The sequence below is a fragment of the Gordonia aquimaris genome, assembly GCF_026262595.1.
In the GTDB taxonomy this organism is placed as follows: Bacteria; Actinomycetota; Actinomycetes; order Mycobacteriales; family Mycobacteriaceae; genus Gordonia; species Gordonia tangerina.
Genome location: NZ_JAPKFM010000004.1, coordinates 87,324 through 102,412 on the forward strand (window position 1 = coordinate 87,324; position 15,089 = coordinate 102,412).

Consider the following 15,089-nt stretch of genomic DNA (forward strand, 5'->3'; position numbering starts at 1 on the left):
CTAGGCGTCAGCGCGCGTCGGCGGCAGGCCTCGATGACCGTCAAACTCCTCGGCACGGCCGCTGGCACCCGTGCAGTACCCTTCGGTGAGTGACCGACGCCCTGTTCGAACCCACCCCCGACGAACCGTCCACCGACCTTCTCCCGTCGGAGACGACCGAGCCACACGACGTGGTCGAGATCTCCACCGACGGTGCATGCCTGGGTAATCCGGGCCCCGGTGGTTGGGGAGCCATTCTGCGTCACCGCGGACGCGAGAAGCGACTGTCCGGGGCCGATCCGGCCACCACCAACAACAAGATGGAGCTGACCGGCGCCATCGAGGGGCTCGCGGCGCTGACCCGGCCCTCCACGGTCATCATCTACACGGACTCGAATTATGTGCGTAACGGCATCACCAAATGGGTGGCCGGCTGGCAGCGCAACGGGTGGAAGACCTCCGACAAGAAGCCGGTGAAGAACGCCGACCTGTGGCGCCGCCTCATCGAGGAGGAGAAACGCCACGAGGTGACGTGGAAATGGGTGAAGGGACACTCGGGGGACCACTACAACGAGATCGCCGACGAACTGGCCACCTCCGCCGCCCGCGGGATCGTCGAGGCGCGCAAGTGAGCCCCGCAAAGACCGACGCCGCCGCGATTCCGGTGGCGGTCGAGCCGAACCGTGACGAGCACCTGGTGTCCGCCGTGGAGTCGGCCGGCGGCCGCGTGGTGGATCTCGCCGATGCCCGGGTGCTGGTGTGGATTGGCGCGGTCGCCGACTTTCCCGACCTCGACGACGACATCGAGTGGGTCGCGCTCAAGACCGCAGGTATCGAGGAGTACGTCGCCGCCGACGTCATCGACGATCGCCGGGTGTGGACCAATGCCTCGGGCTTCTACGCCGACAACGTCGCCGAGCATGCGCTTGGCCTGCTGTTGGCCGGGCTGCGCCAGATCAATACGGCGGTACTCCGGCACTGGGACAAAGAACGCATCGACACCTCGGTCCGGTCCCTGCACGGGTCCACGGTGGCGATCATTGGGGCGGGCGGGATCGCCGCGTCGCTGATCCCGCGACTGTCGGCGTGCGGGGCTCGCTCCATCGCCGTCAACCGCTCCGGCCGGCCGGTCGAGGGCGCCGCGCTGACCGTGGCGTCCGATCGCACCGACGAGGTGTGGGCGCAGACCGATCACGTCGTCCTCGCCGCGCCCGCCACCGCTGCGACCCATCACCTGATCGATGCGCAGTCGTTGGCCGCATTGCCCTCCCATGCGTGGATCGTCAACGTGGCGCGCGGACCGCTGGTGGATCAGGTAGCCCTGATCGAAGCGTTACGCACCGGCGAGATCGCCGGTGCGGCGCTCGACGTCACCGATCCCGAACCCCCGGCGGCCGACGACGCACTGTGGTCGCTGCCCAACGTCATCATCACTCCGCATGTCGCAAATCCGGCTTCAGGGCTGACACGCGCAATGGCGCCGTGGATGGCCGAGAACCTCCGGCGGTATCGGTCCGGGGAGGACTTGCTGGCGGTGGTGCGTCCGGGGCAGGACTACTGAGCTACTCCGTGCGTGGGCGAGAGGTGTCGTCGACCGATTCCGGGAAACGGTGGTTGATGTGCCACAATGGTCGCTCGGGCGCCGACTGGCGCCCGACTGCATATAGAGAGAAGTACCCGCATCATGGCACAGGGAACCGTCAAATGGTTCAACAGCGAAAAGGGCTTCGGCTTCATCGCTCCCGACAACAGCACCGACGGTGACGTCTTCGTTCACTACTCGGCCATCCAGACCAGTGGATTCCGCACCCTCGACGAGCAGCAGCGTGTCGAGTTCGAGGTGGAGCAGGGACCCAAGGGGCCGCAGGCCACTTCGGTGACCACCCTCTGACGAGCACCGCTTTCGTACCGACGCCGCCCGATCAACTCGGGCGGCGTTTGTCGTCTCCGAGCCGGTCGCTTGCCTCGGCGGATTACTCGGCGCTGTGCCCACCGCTGGTCTGTTGCGTAGTGGTGGCCGAGAAGAACAGGTCCGTGGTGGCGGTGGTCTGCGGGTCCGAGGCGTTGGTGGTCTCGGAAGCATGTGAGAAGAGCGGGTCGTAGTCGTTCATGTCCGTCCGTTCACGAGGGTTCGACCGGGGCCGGCTGGCCGAGGTACGGGTCGGTGCGGTCATCGCCGTGCGACTGGCGGGCCCGATCATCTCGGTACATCTGGGACGAGCGGACACGTGAGGAGAGTGCGTTCCGCCCGAATCGGGTAACGGATGACTATGCCGTGCGACGCGATGAGAGTGGTTTCAGTGTAGGGCACAGCATGGTGAGCGCAGCGCACACACGCGGCAGACCCCACATTTCGAAGTAGAACGTGTTCTCATTTTGGCGGATAGGTGGCATCCTCGAGGGCGTGATCCTCGACAGATTCCGTATCGAAGACAAGGTGGCGGTCGTGACGGGCGCCGGGCGTGGCCTGGGGGCCGCGATCGCGGTCGCCTTCGCCGAGGCGGGTGCCGACGTGGTGATCTCGGCACGCAGCGAAGGCGAACTCGACAAGGTGGCCGCTCGCATCCGCGAGGTCGGACGCCGCGCCACGGTGGTGGCGGCCGACCTGTCCGACCCCGACACCGCCGCAGGCCTCGCGCAGACCGCCGTCGACGATCTCGGACGGCTCGACATCGTCGTCAACAACGTCGGTGGTGCGATGCCGCGGCCGTTGCTCGACACCAAGCCCAAACATCTGACGCAGGCCTTCGACTTCAACGTCACCAACGCGCACGCGCTGATCCTGGCGGCGGTCCCGCATATGCTCGACAATGCCGACGGCGGTGCGGTCATCAACATCACCTCGACGGTGGGGCGGGCCCCCGGCCGTGCCTACGCGGCGTACGGAACGGCCAAAGGTGCACTGGCCCAATACACCCGACTCATCGCGATGGATCTCAACCCGAAGATCCGGGTCAACGGCATAGCGCCGGGCGCGATCCTGACGTCGGCCCTCGATGTGGTCGCCGACGACGAGAACATGCGCACCCAGATCGAGTCGACCACGCCGCTACACCGGCTCGGCGAGCCGGAGGATGTGGCGGCCGCCGCGCTGTTCCTCGCCTCGCCGGCCGGGTCGTATCTGACCGGCAAGATCATCGAGGTCGACGGCGGAATCGTCACTCCGAACCTGGATCTGCCGATCCCGGATCTGTAGTACGAACCGGGCGGATTTCGCCGGTTCGTACTACGGATCGCGGGTCACGGGCGGTCGGTAGCATTGAACCGTGGGTGGCTTCATGGGCTCCATCGGCGATTTCTGGTGGCTGATCTTCCCGATCGGCGGTGTCGTCGGGGGCTGGGCCGCCCGAATTGCCGCATACAACGAGAAGCGTCGCCGCGACAAGATCGAACTCGAGCGGATCAGGGCGTCGTCGCGGGCCGAGGAACTGCGGATCACCCAGATGAGCACCGCCGCCATCGCCAAGGCCCTCGCCCGGCACGACGACGTGAACGATCGCTGGTTCGGCTACGAACTCGACCTCGCCACCCTCATCGAGTACCCGATGATGACCGATCTGCGCGAGCCGTTGACCCTGGCGTTTCACCGCGCCAAGGTGCGTGCCGATGATCTGCGGCCGGCCGATCCCGATGAACTGCTGGAACCCGCGGCCTTCGCGGAGTACCGCGATGCCGTGAGCGACTACGCGACCGCCTTCGACGCCGCCGAGCGGGAGGCGCGCCGCCGCCGACAGTCCGACTTCACCCCGTTCGAACGAGAGCGCCTGGAACGGGCCCGTCGGCTGGTGGCGGTGGCCGCTGACGCCGGGGCGACTGCGGCCGAGCGTCAGGCCGCCTATCGCAAGGCGCGCGACGAACTCGAGGGTCTGATCGTGGTGCCGCCGGCCGCAGCGCAGCAACTCGAACGGCGGATCGCCGGCGCGTTGGAACCGGGGCACGGCCACTCGGACTGAACTGTCGGGTCACGCCAGATCGGCGAACCTCTCCACTTCGGCGGTGCGCCCGGCCACCACCAGCATGTCACCCGCCGAAACCGCACTGTCCTCGGTCGCATAGGTGAATTCGGCGCCGGGACGCTTGATGGCGACCACGGTGATGTCGAATTTGGTGCGCAATCGGCTCGCCGACAACGTCTTTCCGGTGATCGCCGACGGCGCGAGTGTCTTGACCATCGCGAAATCCTCGTCGAACTGGATGAAGTCCAGCATCCGGCCGGTCACCAGATGTGCGACGCGCTCGCCCATGTCGTGTTCGGGCAGCACCACATTGTGGGCGCCGACCCGTTCGAGGATGCGCCCGTGCTGGCGGCTGGTGGCCTTCGCCCAGATCCGCGGAATTCGGAAGTCGGCCAACAGCGATGTGGTCAGGATGCTGGACTCCAGGTCGGAGCCGATGCCGACCACAGCGAGTCGGAATTCGGGTACACCGAGCTGATCGAGGGCCTCGCGGTCGGTGGTGTCGGCGACCGCCGTGTGCGTCAGATCGTCGGCGCACCGTTGGACATTGCGCGGGTCTGCGTCGATGCCGAGTACTTCGGAACCCTGCTTGACCAGTTCGCGCGCCAGCGATGTGCCGAACCGTCCGAGGCCGATGACGGCCACGCGGGTTCCGTGTCGAGTCTTGCTGTTAGCCAACGATCGGCCTTTCCTCTGGGTACTCGTACCGGCGGGTGCGTTCACGCAGGGCGAGTGCGGTGGCGAGTGTGATCGGTCCGAGCCGGCCGATGAACATCAACACTACGAGCAGCACCTGTGCGCCGGCGGGCAGGTCGGCGGTGATGCCGGTGGACAGGCCGACCGTCGCGAATGCGGAGACCACCTCGAACATCACGACTTCCAACCGATATTCGGTCATCAGCATGATCGCCAGAGTGCCGACGATCACCGCGCCGGCGCCGAGTAGCACCACCGTGATGGCCTGGCGCTGCACCGCCGGTGCGAGTTTGCGACCCACCACGTGCACGCTCGGTTCACCGCGCACTTCGGCGATCACCACGAAGGCCAGCAGTGCGAAGGTGGTGACCTTGATGCCGCCGGCGGTGCCGGCGCTGCCGCCGCCGACGAACATCAGCATGTCGGTGATCAACAGGGACGACGGATGCATCGCGCCCACGTCGATCGAGTTGAAACCTGCGGTACGCGGCGACAGCCCGGCGAACACGCCGGTCACCAGCTTGCCCACACCGTCCAGCGGCCCGAGCGTGGCGGCATTGGACCATTCGATGGCCGTGATGGACACCGCCCCCAGCAGCGCGAGGCCGGCGTAGGTCCACACGGTGATCTTGGTGTGCAGCGACCATCCGGTGATGCGCTCTTCGGCACGGCGCAGCCAGTGCAGTAGGTGTCGGCCGGCCTCGAACATGACAGGGAATCCCAGGCCGCCGAAGACGAACCCGACGACGATGGGTGCGATGATCCACAGATCGGTGGCGAAGGGGACCAAGCTGTCGGGATACAACGAGAACCCGGCGTTGTTGTACGCCGAGACCGAATGGAAGATCCCGAGATACAGGGCTCGTCCGAAGCTCTCGTCGTATCCGGTCAGAAACCGGCCGGTGAGCACTGCGGCGATGACCGCCTCCACCGCCAGGCTGAGCGCGATGACGCCGACGACGACCCGTTTGCTCTCGCCGAGGCGTAGGGATTTGGTCTCGGCCTGCGCGACGAGTTGCATCCGCAAGCCCATCCGGCGGGCGACGAGCAATCCGAGTAGTGACGCGAGGGTCATGATGCCCAGACCGCCGACCTGGATGAGGGCGAGGATGACCAGCTCACCGAAGGTCGACCAGTACGAGCCGGTGTCGACCACGACAAGCCCGGTCACGCACACCGCCGAGGTCGCGGTGAACAGCGCGGTCACCGGTGGGGCCGAGTCGCCGCTCTCGGTGGCGATCGGCAACATCAGCAACACGGTGCCCACCGCCACCGCGAGGGCGAATCCGATGGCGACCAGGCGCGCCGGATGCTGCGGCGTCAGCAGGCGCATCGTCGGCCCCGACGACGTCGGGCGGGCCGCCTATCCGACAACGGAGTCATCCTCGAGGACCTCGTCCTCGAGCGGACCGGCGAACTGACTGTTGTAGAGCCGGCAGTAGGCGCCACGAGCGGCGAGCAGTTCGTCGTGGCTGCCCTGCTCCACGATGTGGCCGTCTTCCATCACCACGATCACGTCGGCGTCGCGCACGGTGGAGAGTCGGTGCGCGATGACGAAACTCGTGCGATCGGTGCGTAGGTTGGCCATCGCCTGCTGGATCAGCAATTCGGTGCGGGTGTCCACCGAACTGGTCGCCTCGTCGAGGATGAGGATCGTCGGCTTGGCCAGGAAGGCGCGGGCGATGGTGATCAACTGTCGCTCACCTGCGCTGACGCCACCGCCCTCGTCATCGAGCACGGTCTCGTAGCCGTCGGGCAGGGTGCGGACGAAGTGATCGACGTGGCTGAGTTCGGCTGCCTCGATGACCTCCGCACGGCTCGCGGTGGGATCGCCGTAGGCGATGTTCTCGTAGATGGTGCCGCCGAACAGCCACGAGTCCTGCAACACCATGCCGGTGCGTTCCCGTAGGTCGTCGCGGGTCATCCGGCGGGAGTCGACGCCGTCGACCTTGATCATGCCGGAGTCGACGTCGTAGAAGCGCATGATCAGGTTGACCAGCGTGGTCTTGCCCGCACCGGTGGGCCCCACGATGGCCACCATGTGTCCGGGCTGCGCCACCAGCGAGAGGTTCTCGATGAGTGGCCGGTCGGCGACATACCGGAACGAGACGTCGTCGAACTCGATCAGACCGTGCCCGTCGACTGGCGTCTGGGCATCGACGGGGTCCGGGGTCTCCTCGTCGGCGTCTAGGACGTCGAAAATGCGCTCGGCCGACGCCACCCCGCTCTGCATCAGGTTGAACATCGACCCGATCTGGGTGAGTGGCTGGGTGAACTGGCGCGAGTACTGGATGAAGGCCTGCACCTCGCCGAGGCTCAGCGAACCCGACGCCACCCGCAGTCCGCCCACCACGGCGACCGCCACATAGTTCAGGTTCCCCAGGAACATGATGGTCGGCATGATGATCCCGGAGATGAACTGGGCGCGCCAACTCGACTCGAAGAGCTTCTGGTTGCGCTCGTCGAAGGTTGCCTCGATCTCGGATTGGCGTCCAAAGGCCTTGACCAGTTCGTGGCCGGTGAACGCCTCCTCGACCTGGGCGTTGAGCTTGCCGGTCGACGACCACTGGGCCATGAAATGCGGTTTGGATCGTTTCGCGATCTGCGCGGTCGCGATGAAGGCCAATGGAACGGTGAGCACCGCGATCAGCGCCAACAGCGGCGAGATCCAGATCATCATCGCCAACAGCGCGATCACCATCAGCACCGAGTTCAGGAACTGCGCGATGGTCTGCTGCAGGCTCTGCGACAGGTTGTCGAGGTCGTTGGTGACACGGCTGAGCAGATCACCGCGCGCGGCCTTGTCGTAGTAGCTCAAGGGCAACCGGTGGACCTTCTGCTCCACATCGGCGCGCAGGCGTCGGATGGTGCCCACCACGACGATGTTCAGCAGGTAGGCTGCCAGCCACGCCAGCGCCGACGACAACACGTAGAGCACCAGCACGATCAGCAGGACCTGACCCACCGCGGTGAAGTCGACGCCCACACCGGGCGTGACGTCCATCGACGACACCATGTCGGCGAAGGTGTTCTGGCCTTGTTCGCGCAGACCGGCGACGGCCTGCTCTTTGGTGAGTCCGTCGGGCAGGGTGGTGCCGATGACACCGTCGAACACCAGGTCGGTGGCGTGGCCGAGGACGCGTGGCGCGACCGCAGACAGGATCACCGAGATGACGATGGAGGCCAACACGGTCACCGTGAACGCCCGGTAGGCGAGCAGCAGGCGGATGAGTCGTTTGATGGAGGGACCGAACGAGCGTGCCTTTTCGGCGGGGCCGGCCATCATCGGAGGACCGACCGCGCCGCCGCCCGGTCGCCCCGCACCGCCGGGCCGGGTCATGACGCGTCCTGGATGGCGAGCTGGGATTCGACGATCTCGGCGTAGGTCTCGCAACTCTCCACGAGATCGTCGTGGCGTCCGAGCCCGACGATCCGACCGCGGTTGAGCACCACGATCTGATCGGCGTCGACGATGGTCGAGATGCGTTGGGCCACCACGATCACCGCGGCGTCCCGGGTGGCCGGGCGCAGTGCGGCACGCAACCCGGCATCGGTGGACAGATCGAGTGCGGAGAACGAGTCGTCGAACAGGTACACCGAGGGGCGTCGAATCAATGCCCGCGCGATGGCCAGCCGTTGGCGCTGGCCGCCGGAGACGGTGGTGCCGCCCTGGGCGACGGTGGTGTCGAGGCCGTCGGGCATGCGAGCCACGAAATCGTCGGCCTGCGCGATCCGCAGTGCCTCCCAGATCTCCTCATCGGTGGCGTCGGGTTTGCCGTGCCGGATGTTGGAGGCGATGGTGCCGGAGAACAGGTACGGGCGTTGGGGGACCAGGCCGATGGCCGAGCGCAGCTGATCGGGGTCGAGGCGTCGCACGTCGGTGCCGCCGACGAGGACCGCGCCCGCGGTGACGTCGATGAGTCGTGGGATCAGGCCGAGCACCGTGGTCTTGCCCGACCCGGTGGAACCGACGATCGCGGTGGTGGTGCCCTTCTCGACTCGGAAGCCGATGTCGCGCAGCACCGGGTCGTCGGCGCCGGGGTAACGGAACTCTGCGCCGCGGAACTCGACGGTGGACGGCTCGGTGGCGAATCCGACCGGGTCGGTGGGGGAGACCACCGAGGTGTCGGTGTCGAGCACCTCCCAGATCCGCTCGGCGCAGACGGTGGCGCGCGGCGCCATCATCGCCAGGAACGACGCCATCATCACCGACATCATGATCTGCATGGCGTAGCTCATCATCGCCGTCAGTGCGCCGATCTCCACCGACCCGTCGGACACCGCATGCCCACCGAACCAGATGACCGCGACGATGGTGACGTTGGTGATCAGCATGACCAGCGGGAACATCAGCGCCATCAGCCGACCGACCCGCAAAGTGGCGTCGGCCAGATGATCGTTGGCGCGCCCGAAACGATCGATCTCGTGGCGTTCCCGGACGAAGGCCCGCACCACCCGGATACCGGTGATCTGCTCGCGCAGCACCCGGTTGACGGCGTCGATCCGTTCCTGCATGGCCCGGAAGCCGGGGATCATCCGCGCGATGATCAAGGCCATGGTGAGGCCGAGGATGGGGACGGCGATCGCGAGCAGCCACGAGAGTCCCGGCGCCACGTGGATGCCCATCGCGATGCCGCCGATGCACATGATGGGTGCCATCACCAGGATCGCGGTGCTCATCACCACCAGCAGCTGCACCTGCTGCACGTCGTTTGTGGTGCGGGTGATCAGCGACGGTGCACCGAACCGGCCCACCTCCCGCGCGGAGAAGGTGTTGACCCGATGAAGGAGGTCGTGGCGAATGTCGCGACCGACGCCGAGCGCGGTGCGCGCGCCGAAGTACTGGGCGGCGATCGTGCAGATCACCTGCACCACACTGACCACCAGCATCCACCCGCCGATACGCAGGATGTAGTCGGTGTCGCCCTCGGCCACGCCCTTGTCGATGATGTCGGCGTTGAGCGTGGGCAGATACAGCATCGCCGCGGTGGCGACGAACTGAAGGGCGACCACAGCTGTCAGGTACCCGCGGTAGTTTGTGAGATATGTCCGGATGAGGCGGCTCAGCATCGCGCAATCACTTGGTAGACGCTAGCAATTCACCCCGACAGTGCGCGATGTGATTAAGGGCGCGATGTGATTACGCGCGCAGCGCGGGTCATCTGGTCTCGATACGCCCTCGGCTAGCGCCTCGGACTACTCGACCGGCGGGGAGCCGGCGTCTGGCACTGCTCTGTGGATCGAGTAGGGGCCGAGCTTGCGAGGCCGCGTATCGAGATCGACCAGCGGTTCTCACCCTGCGTAGGTGAACGGGACGACAGCTTCGGGGGTGTAGGTGAGATAGGTGAAGGACTCTTGGAAGTACAGGGTCACGGTGTCGGCGTCGTGATGGTCGTAGCCGATGGACACGTCCTGACCGATGCTCATCTCGAAGTCACCGCCCCGGGTGCTGAGCAGGAACGCGCCGGAAATGGCGGGCGCCCACACGATGTCACCGCCACCCACGAGCAGGCGCTGCAGATGATCTCGGATGGGGACACCGTGGTTGGAGGTCTCGTTGACCAGCGTGTACACGTCCTTGGACAGCGCCAGCGAGTACGGACCCTCGACTGAGGCCAGCCGCAGCGCGGTCGTGGCCTGAGACAGCGCCTCGGCGTAGTCGCGCACGTCGGCCGGCAGGGGAATCGGGGTCGCCGACGCAGCGGGCCGGATACCGGTGATCCCGCCGGCCGGGTATCCCTCAAAGATCGCCCGGTCCTCGGCCCTGGCCAACTCGGCCGCGGCATCGCGCACCGGGTCCCAATCGGAATCCTGGGCTCCCCGGTCGACGTCGTCGATGGCCTCGCGGCTCACGGTGAACGGCACCTTCAACTCCACCAGCGGCTGTGCCTGCCGCTGATGGGCGACGATGCCGTCGGCCGGCGGATCGATCTTGCTGCGATGGCCCAGGGTGACCGAGGCGATGTCCAGGCCGAGCGGGCCGTTGACGTCGACGAGGCGCCGCGCGGCGCTGTTGCGTTTGAACGCGCGGGTGGCTTCCTCCTCGATCTCGGCCCACGCGGCGTCGGAGATGGGTGCGAGTTCGCGGTGCAGGTTGTTCATGCTGCCTCCTGGGAGAGTGGGTGGCCGGGTGGGTGATCGGATGAATCAGTGCAGAGAGCCGATGCCGAGGGAGCCGTCGGTGGGGGTCTGGGGATCGGTGGGCTCGCTGGCGGTCGCGAGATCAGCGGTGGAGGATGCCGCAGGCGGGTCCGGCAGGTCCTCGAGGAAATCGATGGTCGGAGTGAAGAACTGCGAACCGGTGACGGCAGTGGTGAAGTCGAGGAGCCGGTCGTAGTTCCCGGGCGGATCGCCGATGAACATCTTGCGCAGCATCTCTTCGGTCACGTCGGGACCGGCGGAGTAGGCGATGTAGAACGTGCCGCGTTCGCCGGAGCCGGAGGCGTCGCCGTAGGGCATGTTGTCGCGAACGACGTCGATTTCCTCGCCGTCGGCGTCTTCGACCACGTTCAGCGCGATGTGCGAGTTGGTGGGCTTCACGTCGTCGTCCATTTCGACGTTGTCGAACTTGGTGCGGCCGATCGCGTTCTCCTGCTCACCGACACTCAGTGCATTCCACGCCTCCAGATCGGTGACGTAGCGCTGGATGGCCACGTAGCTGCCACCGGCGAACGCCGGGTCCTCGTCGCCGACCGTGATCGCGTCGATCGCCGCTTGCCCGACCGGGTTCTCGGTGCCGTCGACGAAGCCGATGATGTCGCGGAGATCGAAGTAGCGGAAACCGTGCACCTCGTCGACGACGGTGACCGCGTCGCCGAGCGCGTCGGTCACCAGTCGGCCCACTTCGAAGCACAGGTCCATCCGATCCGCTTTGATGTGCACCAGCAGGTCTGCCGGCGTGGCCGGAGCCGTGTGGACCTGGCCCTCGTAGACGACGAACGGCCGCAGGGAGCGAGGACGCGGACCGTCGAACAGGCGGTCCCAGGCGGCCGAGCCGATCGACGCGATTGCGGCCAGCGCGGCTTCAGGCGCGCGGGACGAGACCGCCCGGGTCAACGTGGGCAGGTCGCCCAACACGTCCCGGACCGCGCCCTCACCGCCGTCGTCGATGGTGAGGACCAAAAACAGCGCCGAGGTGGTCTTCCGCGTCAGGATCGTCTGGGGGATCGGCACGGGACACACTGTAGCCCACCGCGACCGGGCGCATCGGAGTGTCAGTCGCGCGCGATCGCCCGTCCGGCGGTACGTCCGGAGAAGATGCAGCCGCCCAGGAAGGTTCCCTCCAGGGCGTTGTAGCCGTGCACCCCGCCGCCGCCGAATCCGGCGACCTCACCGGCGGCGAACAGCCCGTCGAATGCGGTGCCATCGGGTCGCATGACCTGCGAATCCAGGTTTGTCTCCAACCCGCCCAGGGTTTTCCGGGTCAGGATGTTGAGGCGCACGGCGATCAGTGGGCCATGCGCGGGGTCGAGCAGCCGATGGGGTTTGGCCACGCGGACCAGCTTGTCGCCCAGATACTGTCGGGCATTGGTGATCGCCATCAACTGCGCGTCCTTGCCGAACTTGTTGTCGATCTGCGCGTCGCGGGCGGAGATGACCCGCTCAAGATACTGCAGGTCGAGTTCGGGTCCCCGGGTGATCGCGTTCATCCCGGCCACCAGATCGGGCAGATTGTCGCGCACCACGAAGTCGACCCCGTGCTCGGCGAAGGCGGCCACCGGGCCCGGCGCACCCTTCGCCAGTCGGCTCTTGGCGGCGAACTTGAGGTCCTTGCTGGTGATGTCGGGGTTCTGCTCCGAGCCCGACAGCGCGAATTCTTTCTCGATGATGCTCTGAGTGAGGATGAACCACGAGTAGTCGTAGCCGGTGTCGAGGATCGCCTTCATCGTCGAATTGGTGTCGAAGCCGGGGAAATTGGGTGGTGCCAGTCGATTCCCGTTGGCGTCGAGCCATAGCGAAGACGGGCCCGGGATGATGCGGATCGCATGATCGGGCCATATCGGATCCCAGTTGTGGATGCCTTCGGTGTAGTGCCACATACGATCCCGGTTGACCAGGCTGGCGCCGGCATCCTCGGCGATGCCGAGCATGCGGCCGTCCACGTAGGCCGGGACCCCGGAGATCATCGTCTCCGGTGCGGACCCCAGCCGTTCGGTCGGCCAGTTCTGCCGGATCAGGTCGTGGTTGTGGCCGATGCCGCCGGTCGTGACGATGACCGCGCCCGCACGGATCTCGAAGTCGCCGGTCACGTCGCGCGACGAGGCCACCCCACGATCGAGGTCGGTGGGCGCCAGCACCGAACCGCGCACACCGACGGCGGCCCCATCGTCGACGATGAGCTCGTCGACGCGGTGGCGGAAACGGAATTCCACCAGTCCGCGTTTCTCCGCCTCCAGCACGGGCTCGGCGAAGACGCGTACCACTTCGGGCCCGGTGCCCCACGTGAGATGGAAGCGGGGGACCGAGTTGCCGTGCCCGTCGGCGAATCCGCCGCCACGTTCGGCCCATCCGACGACCGGGGTGATGCGCAATCCGAGGTCGTGCAGATACTGCCGCTTCTCGGTGGACGCGAAGTCAACGTAGGCGCGGGCCCACTGGCGGGGCCAGAAATCCTCGTCGTCGCGGTCGAATCCGGCCGACCCCATCCAATCGTGCAGTGCCAGCTCGGCGGAGTCCTTGATGCCGAGGCGTCGCTGCTCCGAGGTGTCGACCAGGAACAAACCGCCCAACGACCAAAACGCCTGACCACCGAGATTGTTGCGATTCTCCTGATCCACGACGACGACCTTGCGTCCGGCCCGGGTGAGCTCATAGGTCGCGACCAACCCCGCCAATCCCGACCCGACCACCACCGCGTCGGCCTGTTGCTGGCTCACACGCCCTCCTCATCCCCTCGCCTGGATCGACCTTAGCTCTCGCCCGCTACCGCCGGGGTCACCTGGCTCAGACCGAGATGTCGGCGTACCGATGCGCCCACGGGGCGGCCTGTTCGAGTTGCGCGGCCAACGCAAGCAGTGTGTCGTCGGCGCCCAGTCGCCCGACGAACTGCACCCCCAGCGGCAGTCCGTCGCCGGTCCAGTGCAGCGGCACACTGATGGCCGGCCGTCCGGTGAGGTTGGCGAGCTGGGTGTAGGGCACCCAGCCGAGGCTCTGTTCGATGAGGTCATCGAGAATACCGGTGCGAGCCAGTAGCTTTCCGGCGTGAATCTTGGCGATCACCCGCGAAGCACTCTGCAGCAGCGGGGGTGTGGTGGTGGCACCCACCCGGAGCGGCGGGGTGGCCAGCGTCGGGGTGAGGAACAGATCGTGCGTGCGGTGGAACTGCGCCAGCGCCAGCACGTGCTTGTTGACCTCGTCGAGTGCCGCCAGCGCGGCCACCACCCCGGCCGACCTTCCGAGTTCGGCGAGCGCGAGGGTGTCGGCCTCGAAGTCGCGGTCGGTGGCACCGGTGAGGGTGCGCGTGGCCTCGACATCGGTGGCCAGGGATGCGAACCAGATGGTCAGGAAGTCGCGAGCCAGCGCAGCATCGTCCTGCGGTGGCGTCACCTCCTCCACGTGGTGGCCGAGTTCGGTGAGGACCGTCGCGGCGTGGTCGACCGCGGCGATCGCCTCGGGGTGCGGGCGCGGGTTGATCGCCGAGACCGTCGAGTAGCCGATGCGCAGCGGGGCCGGCGGGGAGCCGATGACGGTGGCGAACGGGGTCGGCGGGACCGGGGTGGGGTACACCGAACCGTCCGTGGCGCCGACGATCGCGTCATAGAGTGCGGCGGCGTCGCGCACGGTGCGCGACACCACGCCCTGCACCGCCATCCCGAACTTGGGTTCGCCGGTGACCGGGCCGAACGGCGCGAGCCCTCGGGTCGGCTTGAGCCCGACCAGGCCGTTGCAGGCGGCCGGTATCCGGATCGAGCCGCCACCGTCGTTGGCGCCGGCGGCCGGCACGATCCCGGCGGCCACCGCGGCGCCCGATCCGCCCGACGACCCGCCGGGCGTGTAGTCGGTGTGCCACGGGTTGCGTGCCGGTCCCCAGAACTCGGGTTCGGTGACGCCCTTGGCGCCGAATTCGGGGGTGTTGGTCTTGCCGAAGATCACCAGCCCGGCGTCGAGGAACCGGCGAACGACCGTGGAGTGGTCGGTGGCGACGTGACGCGACAGTGACCGCGACCCGAACGACGTCGGGTAGCCGCGATAGTCCTGGGCGAGGTCCTTGATGAGGAAGGGCACCCCGGCGAACGGCCCGGACAGCGTGGGGTCGGCGGCCCGGGCGTCGGCGGCGGCGTCCATACGCGCAACGATCGCGTTGAGCGCGGGGTTGACATCGTCGGCGCGACGTCGTGCCAGGGACAGCAGTTCGGCGGCGGTGACCTCGCCCGCGGCGACGAAGCCGGCCAGGGCGGTGGCGTCGTGGCGCAGGTACTCGCGGAGCTCCATCGTGCTCAGCGTACGTATCGATACCTG

At 67.1% G+C, this 15,089-nt stretch carries 14 protein-coding genes; 5 read left to right on the forward strand and 9 right to left on the reverse strand.

The genetic code is table 11. The annotated features are described in order from the left end of the window. Positions 1–170 precede the first annotated feature (170 nt). From rnhA to OSB52_RS05720, 3 genes are all read left to right on the forward strand, one after another. Positions 171–611 (forward strand): ribonuclease HI, encoded by a 441-nt coding sequence (gene rnhA, locus OSB52_RS05710; RefSeq protein ID WP_266060881.1) that lies wholly within the window; start codon positions 171–173, stop codon positions 609–611. After that, the gene (locus tag OSB52_RS05715) at positions 608–1,540 is read left to right on the forward strand and encodes an NAD(P)-dependent oxidoreductase (protein ID WP_266060654.1); all 933 of its coding nucleotides are present in this window, start codon (positions 608–610) and stop codon (positions 1,538–1,540) included. Before rnhA ends, OSB52_RS05715 begins: the two co-directional genes overlap by 4 nt. Positions 1,541–1,663: 123 nt before the next feature. Then, positions 1,664–1,870 (forward strand): cold-shock protein, encoded by a 207-nt coding sequence (locus OSB52_RS05720; RefSeq protein WP_266060655.1) that lies wholly within the window; start codon positions 1,664–1,666, stop codon positions 1,868–1,870. A gap of 82 nt (positions 1,871–1,952) precedes the next feature. Here OSB52_RS05720 and OSB52_RS05725 read toward each other — a convergent pair whose 3' ends face one another. Then, positions 1,953–2,090, reverse strand: a complete 138-nt coding sequence (locus OSB52_RS05725) for a hypothetical protein (RefSeq protein ID WP_266060657.1) — start codon at positions 2,088–2,090, stop codon at positions 1,953–1,955. 293 nt (positions 2,091–2,383) lie between these two features. On the opposite strand from OSB52_RS05725, the gene OSB52_RS05730 reads away from it, so the two are divergent. Continuing rightward, positions 2,384–3,175, forward strand: a complete 792-nt coding sequence (locus OSB52_RS05730) for an SDR family oxidoreductase (protein ID WP_266060658.1) — start codon at positions 2,384–2,386, stop codon at positions 3,173–3,175. Between the two features lie 70 nt (positions 3,176–3,245). Continuing rightward, positions 3,246–3,932 carry a hypothetical protein gene (locus OSB52_RS05735; protein WP_372512339.1) on the forward strand — a complete coding sequence of 229 codons (687 nt, stop codon included), beginning with the start codon at positions 3,246–3,248 and terminating at the stop codon, positions 3,930–3,932. Between the two features lie 9 nt (positions 3,933–3,941). Here the strand turns inward: OSB52_RS05735 and OSB52_RS05740 are convergent, their stop codons facing one another. From OSB52_RS05740 to OSB52_RS05775, 8 genes are all read right to left on the reverse strand, one after another. Continuing rightward, positions 3,942–4,580: a potassium channel family protein gene (locus OSB52_RS05740; protein WP_266060660.1), complete on the reverse strand. Its 639-nt coding sequence runs from the start codon at positions 4,578–4,580 to the stop codon at positions 3,942–3,944. A 25-nt stretch (positions 4,581–4,605) separates the two neighbouring features. Then, entirely contained in the window at positions 4,606–5,964 is a 1,359-nt protein-coding gene (locus tag OSB52_RS05745; RefSeq protein WP_266060662.1) for a TrkH family potassium uptake protein, read from the reverse strand. 30 nt (positions 5,965–5,994) lie between these two features. Beyond that, entirely contained in the window at positions 5,995–7,971 is a 1,977-nt protein-coding gene (locus OSB52_RS05750; protein ID WP_277614936.1) for an ABC transporter ATP-binding protein, read from the reverse strand. Then, a complete protein-coding gene (locus OSB52_RS05755; protein ID WP_266060663.1) occupies positions 7,968–9,701 on the reverse strand; it encodes an ABC transporter ATP-binding protein in 1,734 nt (577 codons plus the stop codon). The genes OSB52_RS05750 and OSB52_RS05755 overlap by 4 nt, the downstream gene beginning before the upstream one ends. 222 nt (positions 9,702–9,923) lie before the next feature. Continuing rightward, positions 9,924–10,733 (reverse strand): family 1 encapsulin nanocompartment shell protein, encoded by an 810-nt coding sequence (locus OSB52_RS05760; protein WP_266060664.1) that lies wholly within the window; start codon positions 10,731–10,733, stop codon positions 9,924–9,926. A 45-nt stretch (positions 10,734–10,778) separates the two neighbouring features. Next, entirely contained in the window at positions 10,779–11,804 is a 1,026-nt protein-coding gene (locus OSB52_RS05765; RefSeq protein ID WP_266060666.1) for a Dyp-type peroxidase, read from the reverse strand. A gap of 41 nt (positions 11,805–11,845) precedes the next feature. Then, positions 11,846–13,507: an FAD-binding dehydrogenase gene (locus OSB52_RS05770; protein ID WP_266060667.1), complete on the reverse strand. Its 1,662-nt coding sequence runs from the start codon at positions 13,505–13,507 to the stop codon at positions 11,846–11,848. 67 nt (positions 13,508–13,574) lie between these two features. Further along, positions 13,575–15,062 carry an amidase gene (locus OSB52_RS05775; protein ID WP_266060668.1) on the reverse strand — a complete coding sequence of 496 codons (1,488 nt, stop codon included), beginning with the start codon at positions 15,060–15,062 and terminating at the stop codon, positions 13,575–13,577. Between the last annotated feature and the right edge of the window lie 27 nt (positions 15,063–15,089).

Coding starts and splice junctions, on each gene's coding strand:
- OSB52_RS05720 (WP_266060655.1), top strand. CDS start 1,664: ATGGCACAGGGAACCGTCAAATGGTTCAACAGCGAAAAGGGCTTCGGC.
- OSB52_RS05725 (WP_266060657.1), bottom strand. CDS start 2,090: ATGAACGACTACGACCCGCTCTTCTCACATGCTTCCGAGACCACCAAC.
- OSB52_RS05745 (WP_266060662.1), bottom strand. CDS start 5,964: ATGCGCCTGCTGACGCCGCAGCATCCGGCGCGCCTGGTCGCCATCGGA.
- OSB52_RS05750 (WP_277614936.1), bottom strand. CDS start 7,971: ATGACCCGGCCCGGCGGTGCGGGGCGACCGGGCGGCGGCGCGGTCGGT.
- OSB52_RS05755 (WP_266060663.1), bottom strand. CDS start 9,701: ATGCTGAGCCGCCTCATCCGGACATATCTCACAAACTACCGCGGGTAC.
- OSB52_RS05760 (WP_266060664.1), bottom strand. CDS start 10,733: ATGAACAACCTGCACCGCGAACTCGCACCCATCTCCGACGCCGCGTGG.
- OSB52_RS05775 (WP_266060668.1), bottom strand. CDS start 15,062: ATGGAGCTCCGCGAGTACCTGCGCCACGACGCCACCGCCCTGGCCGGC.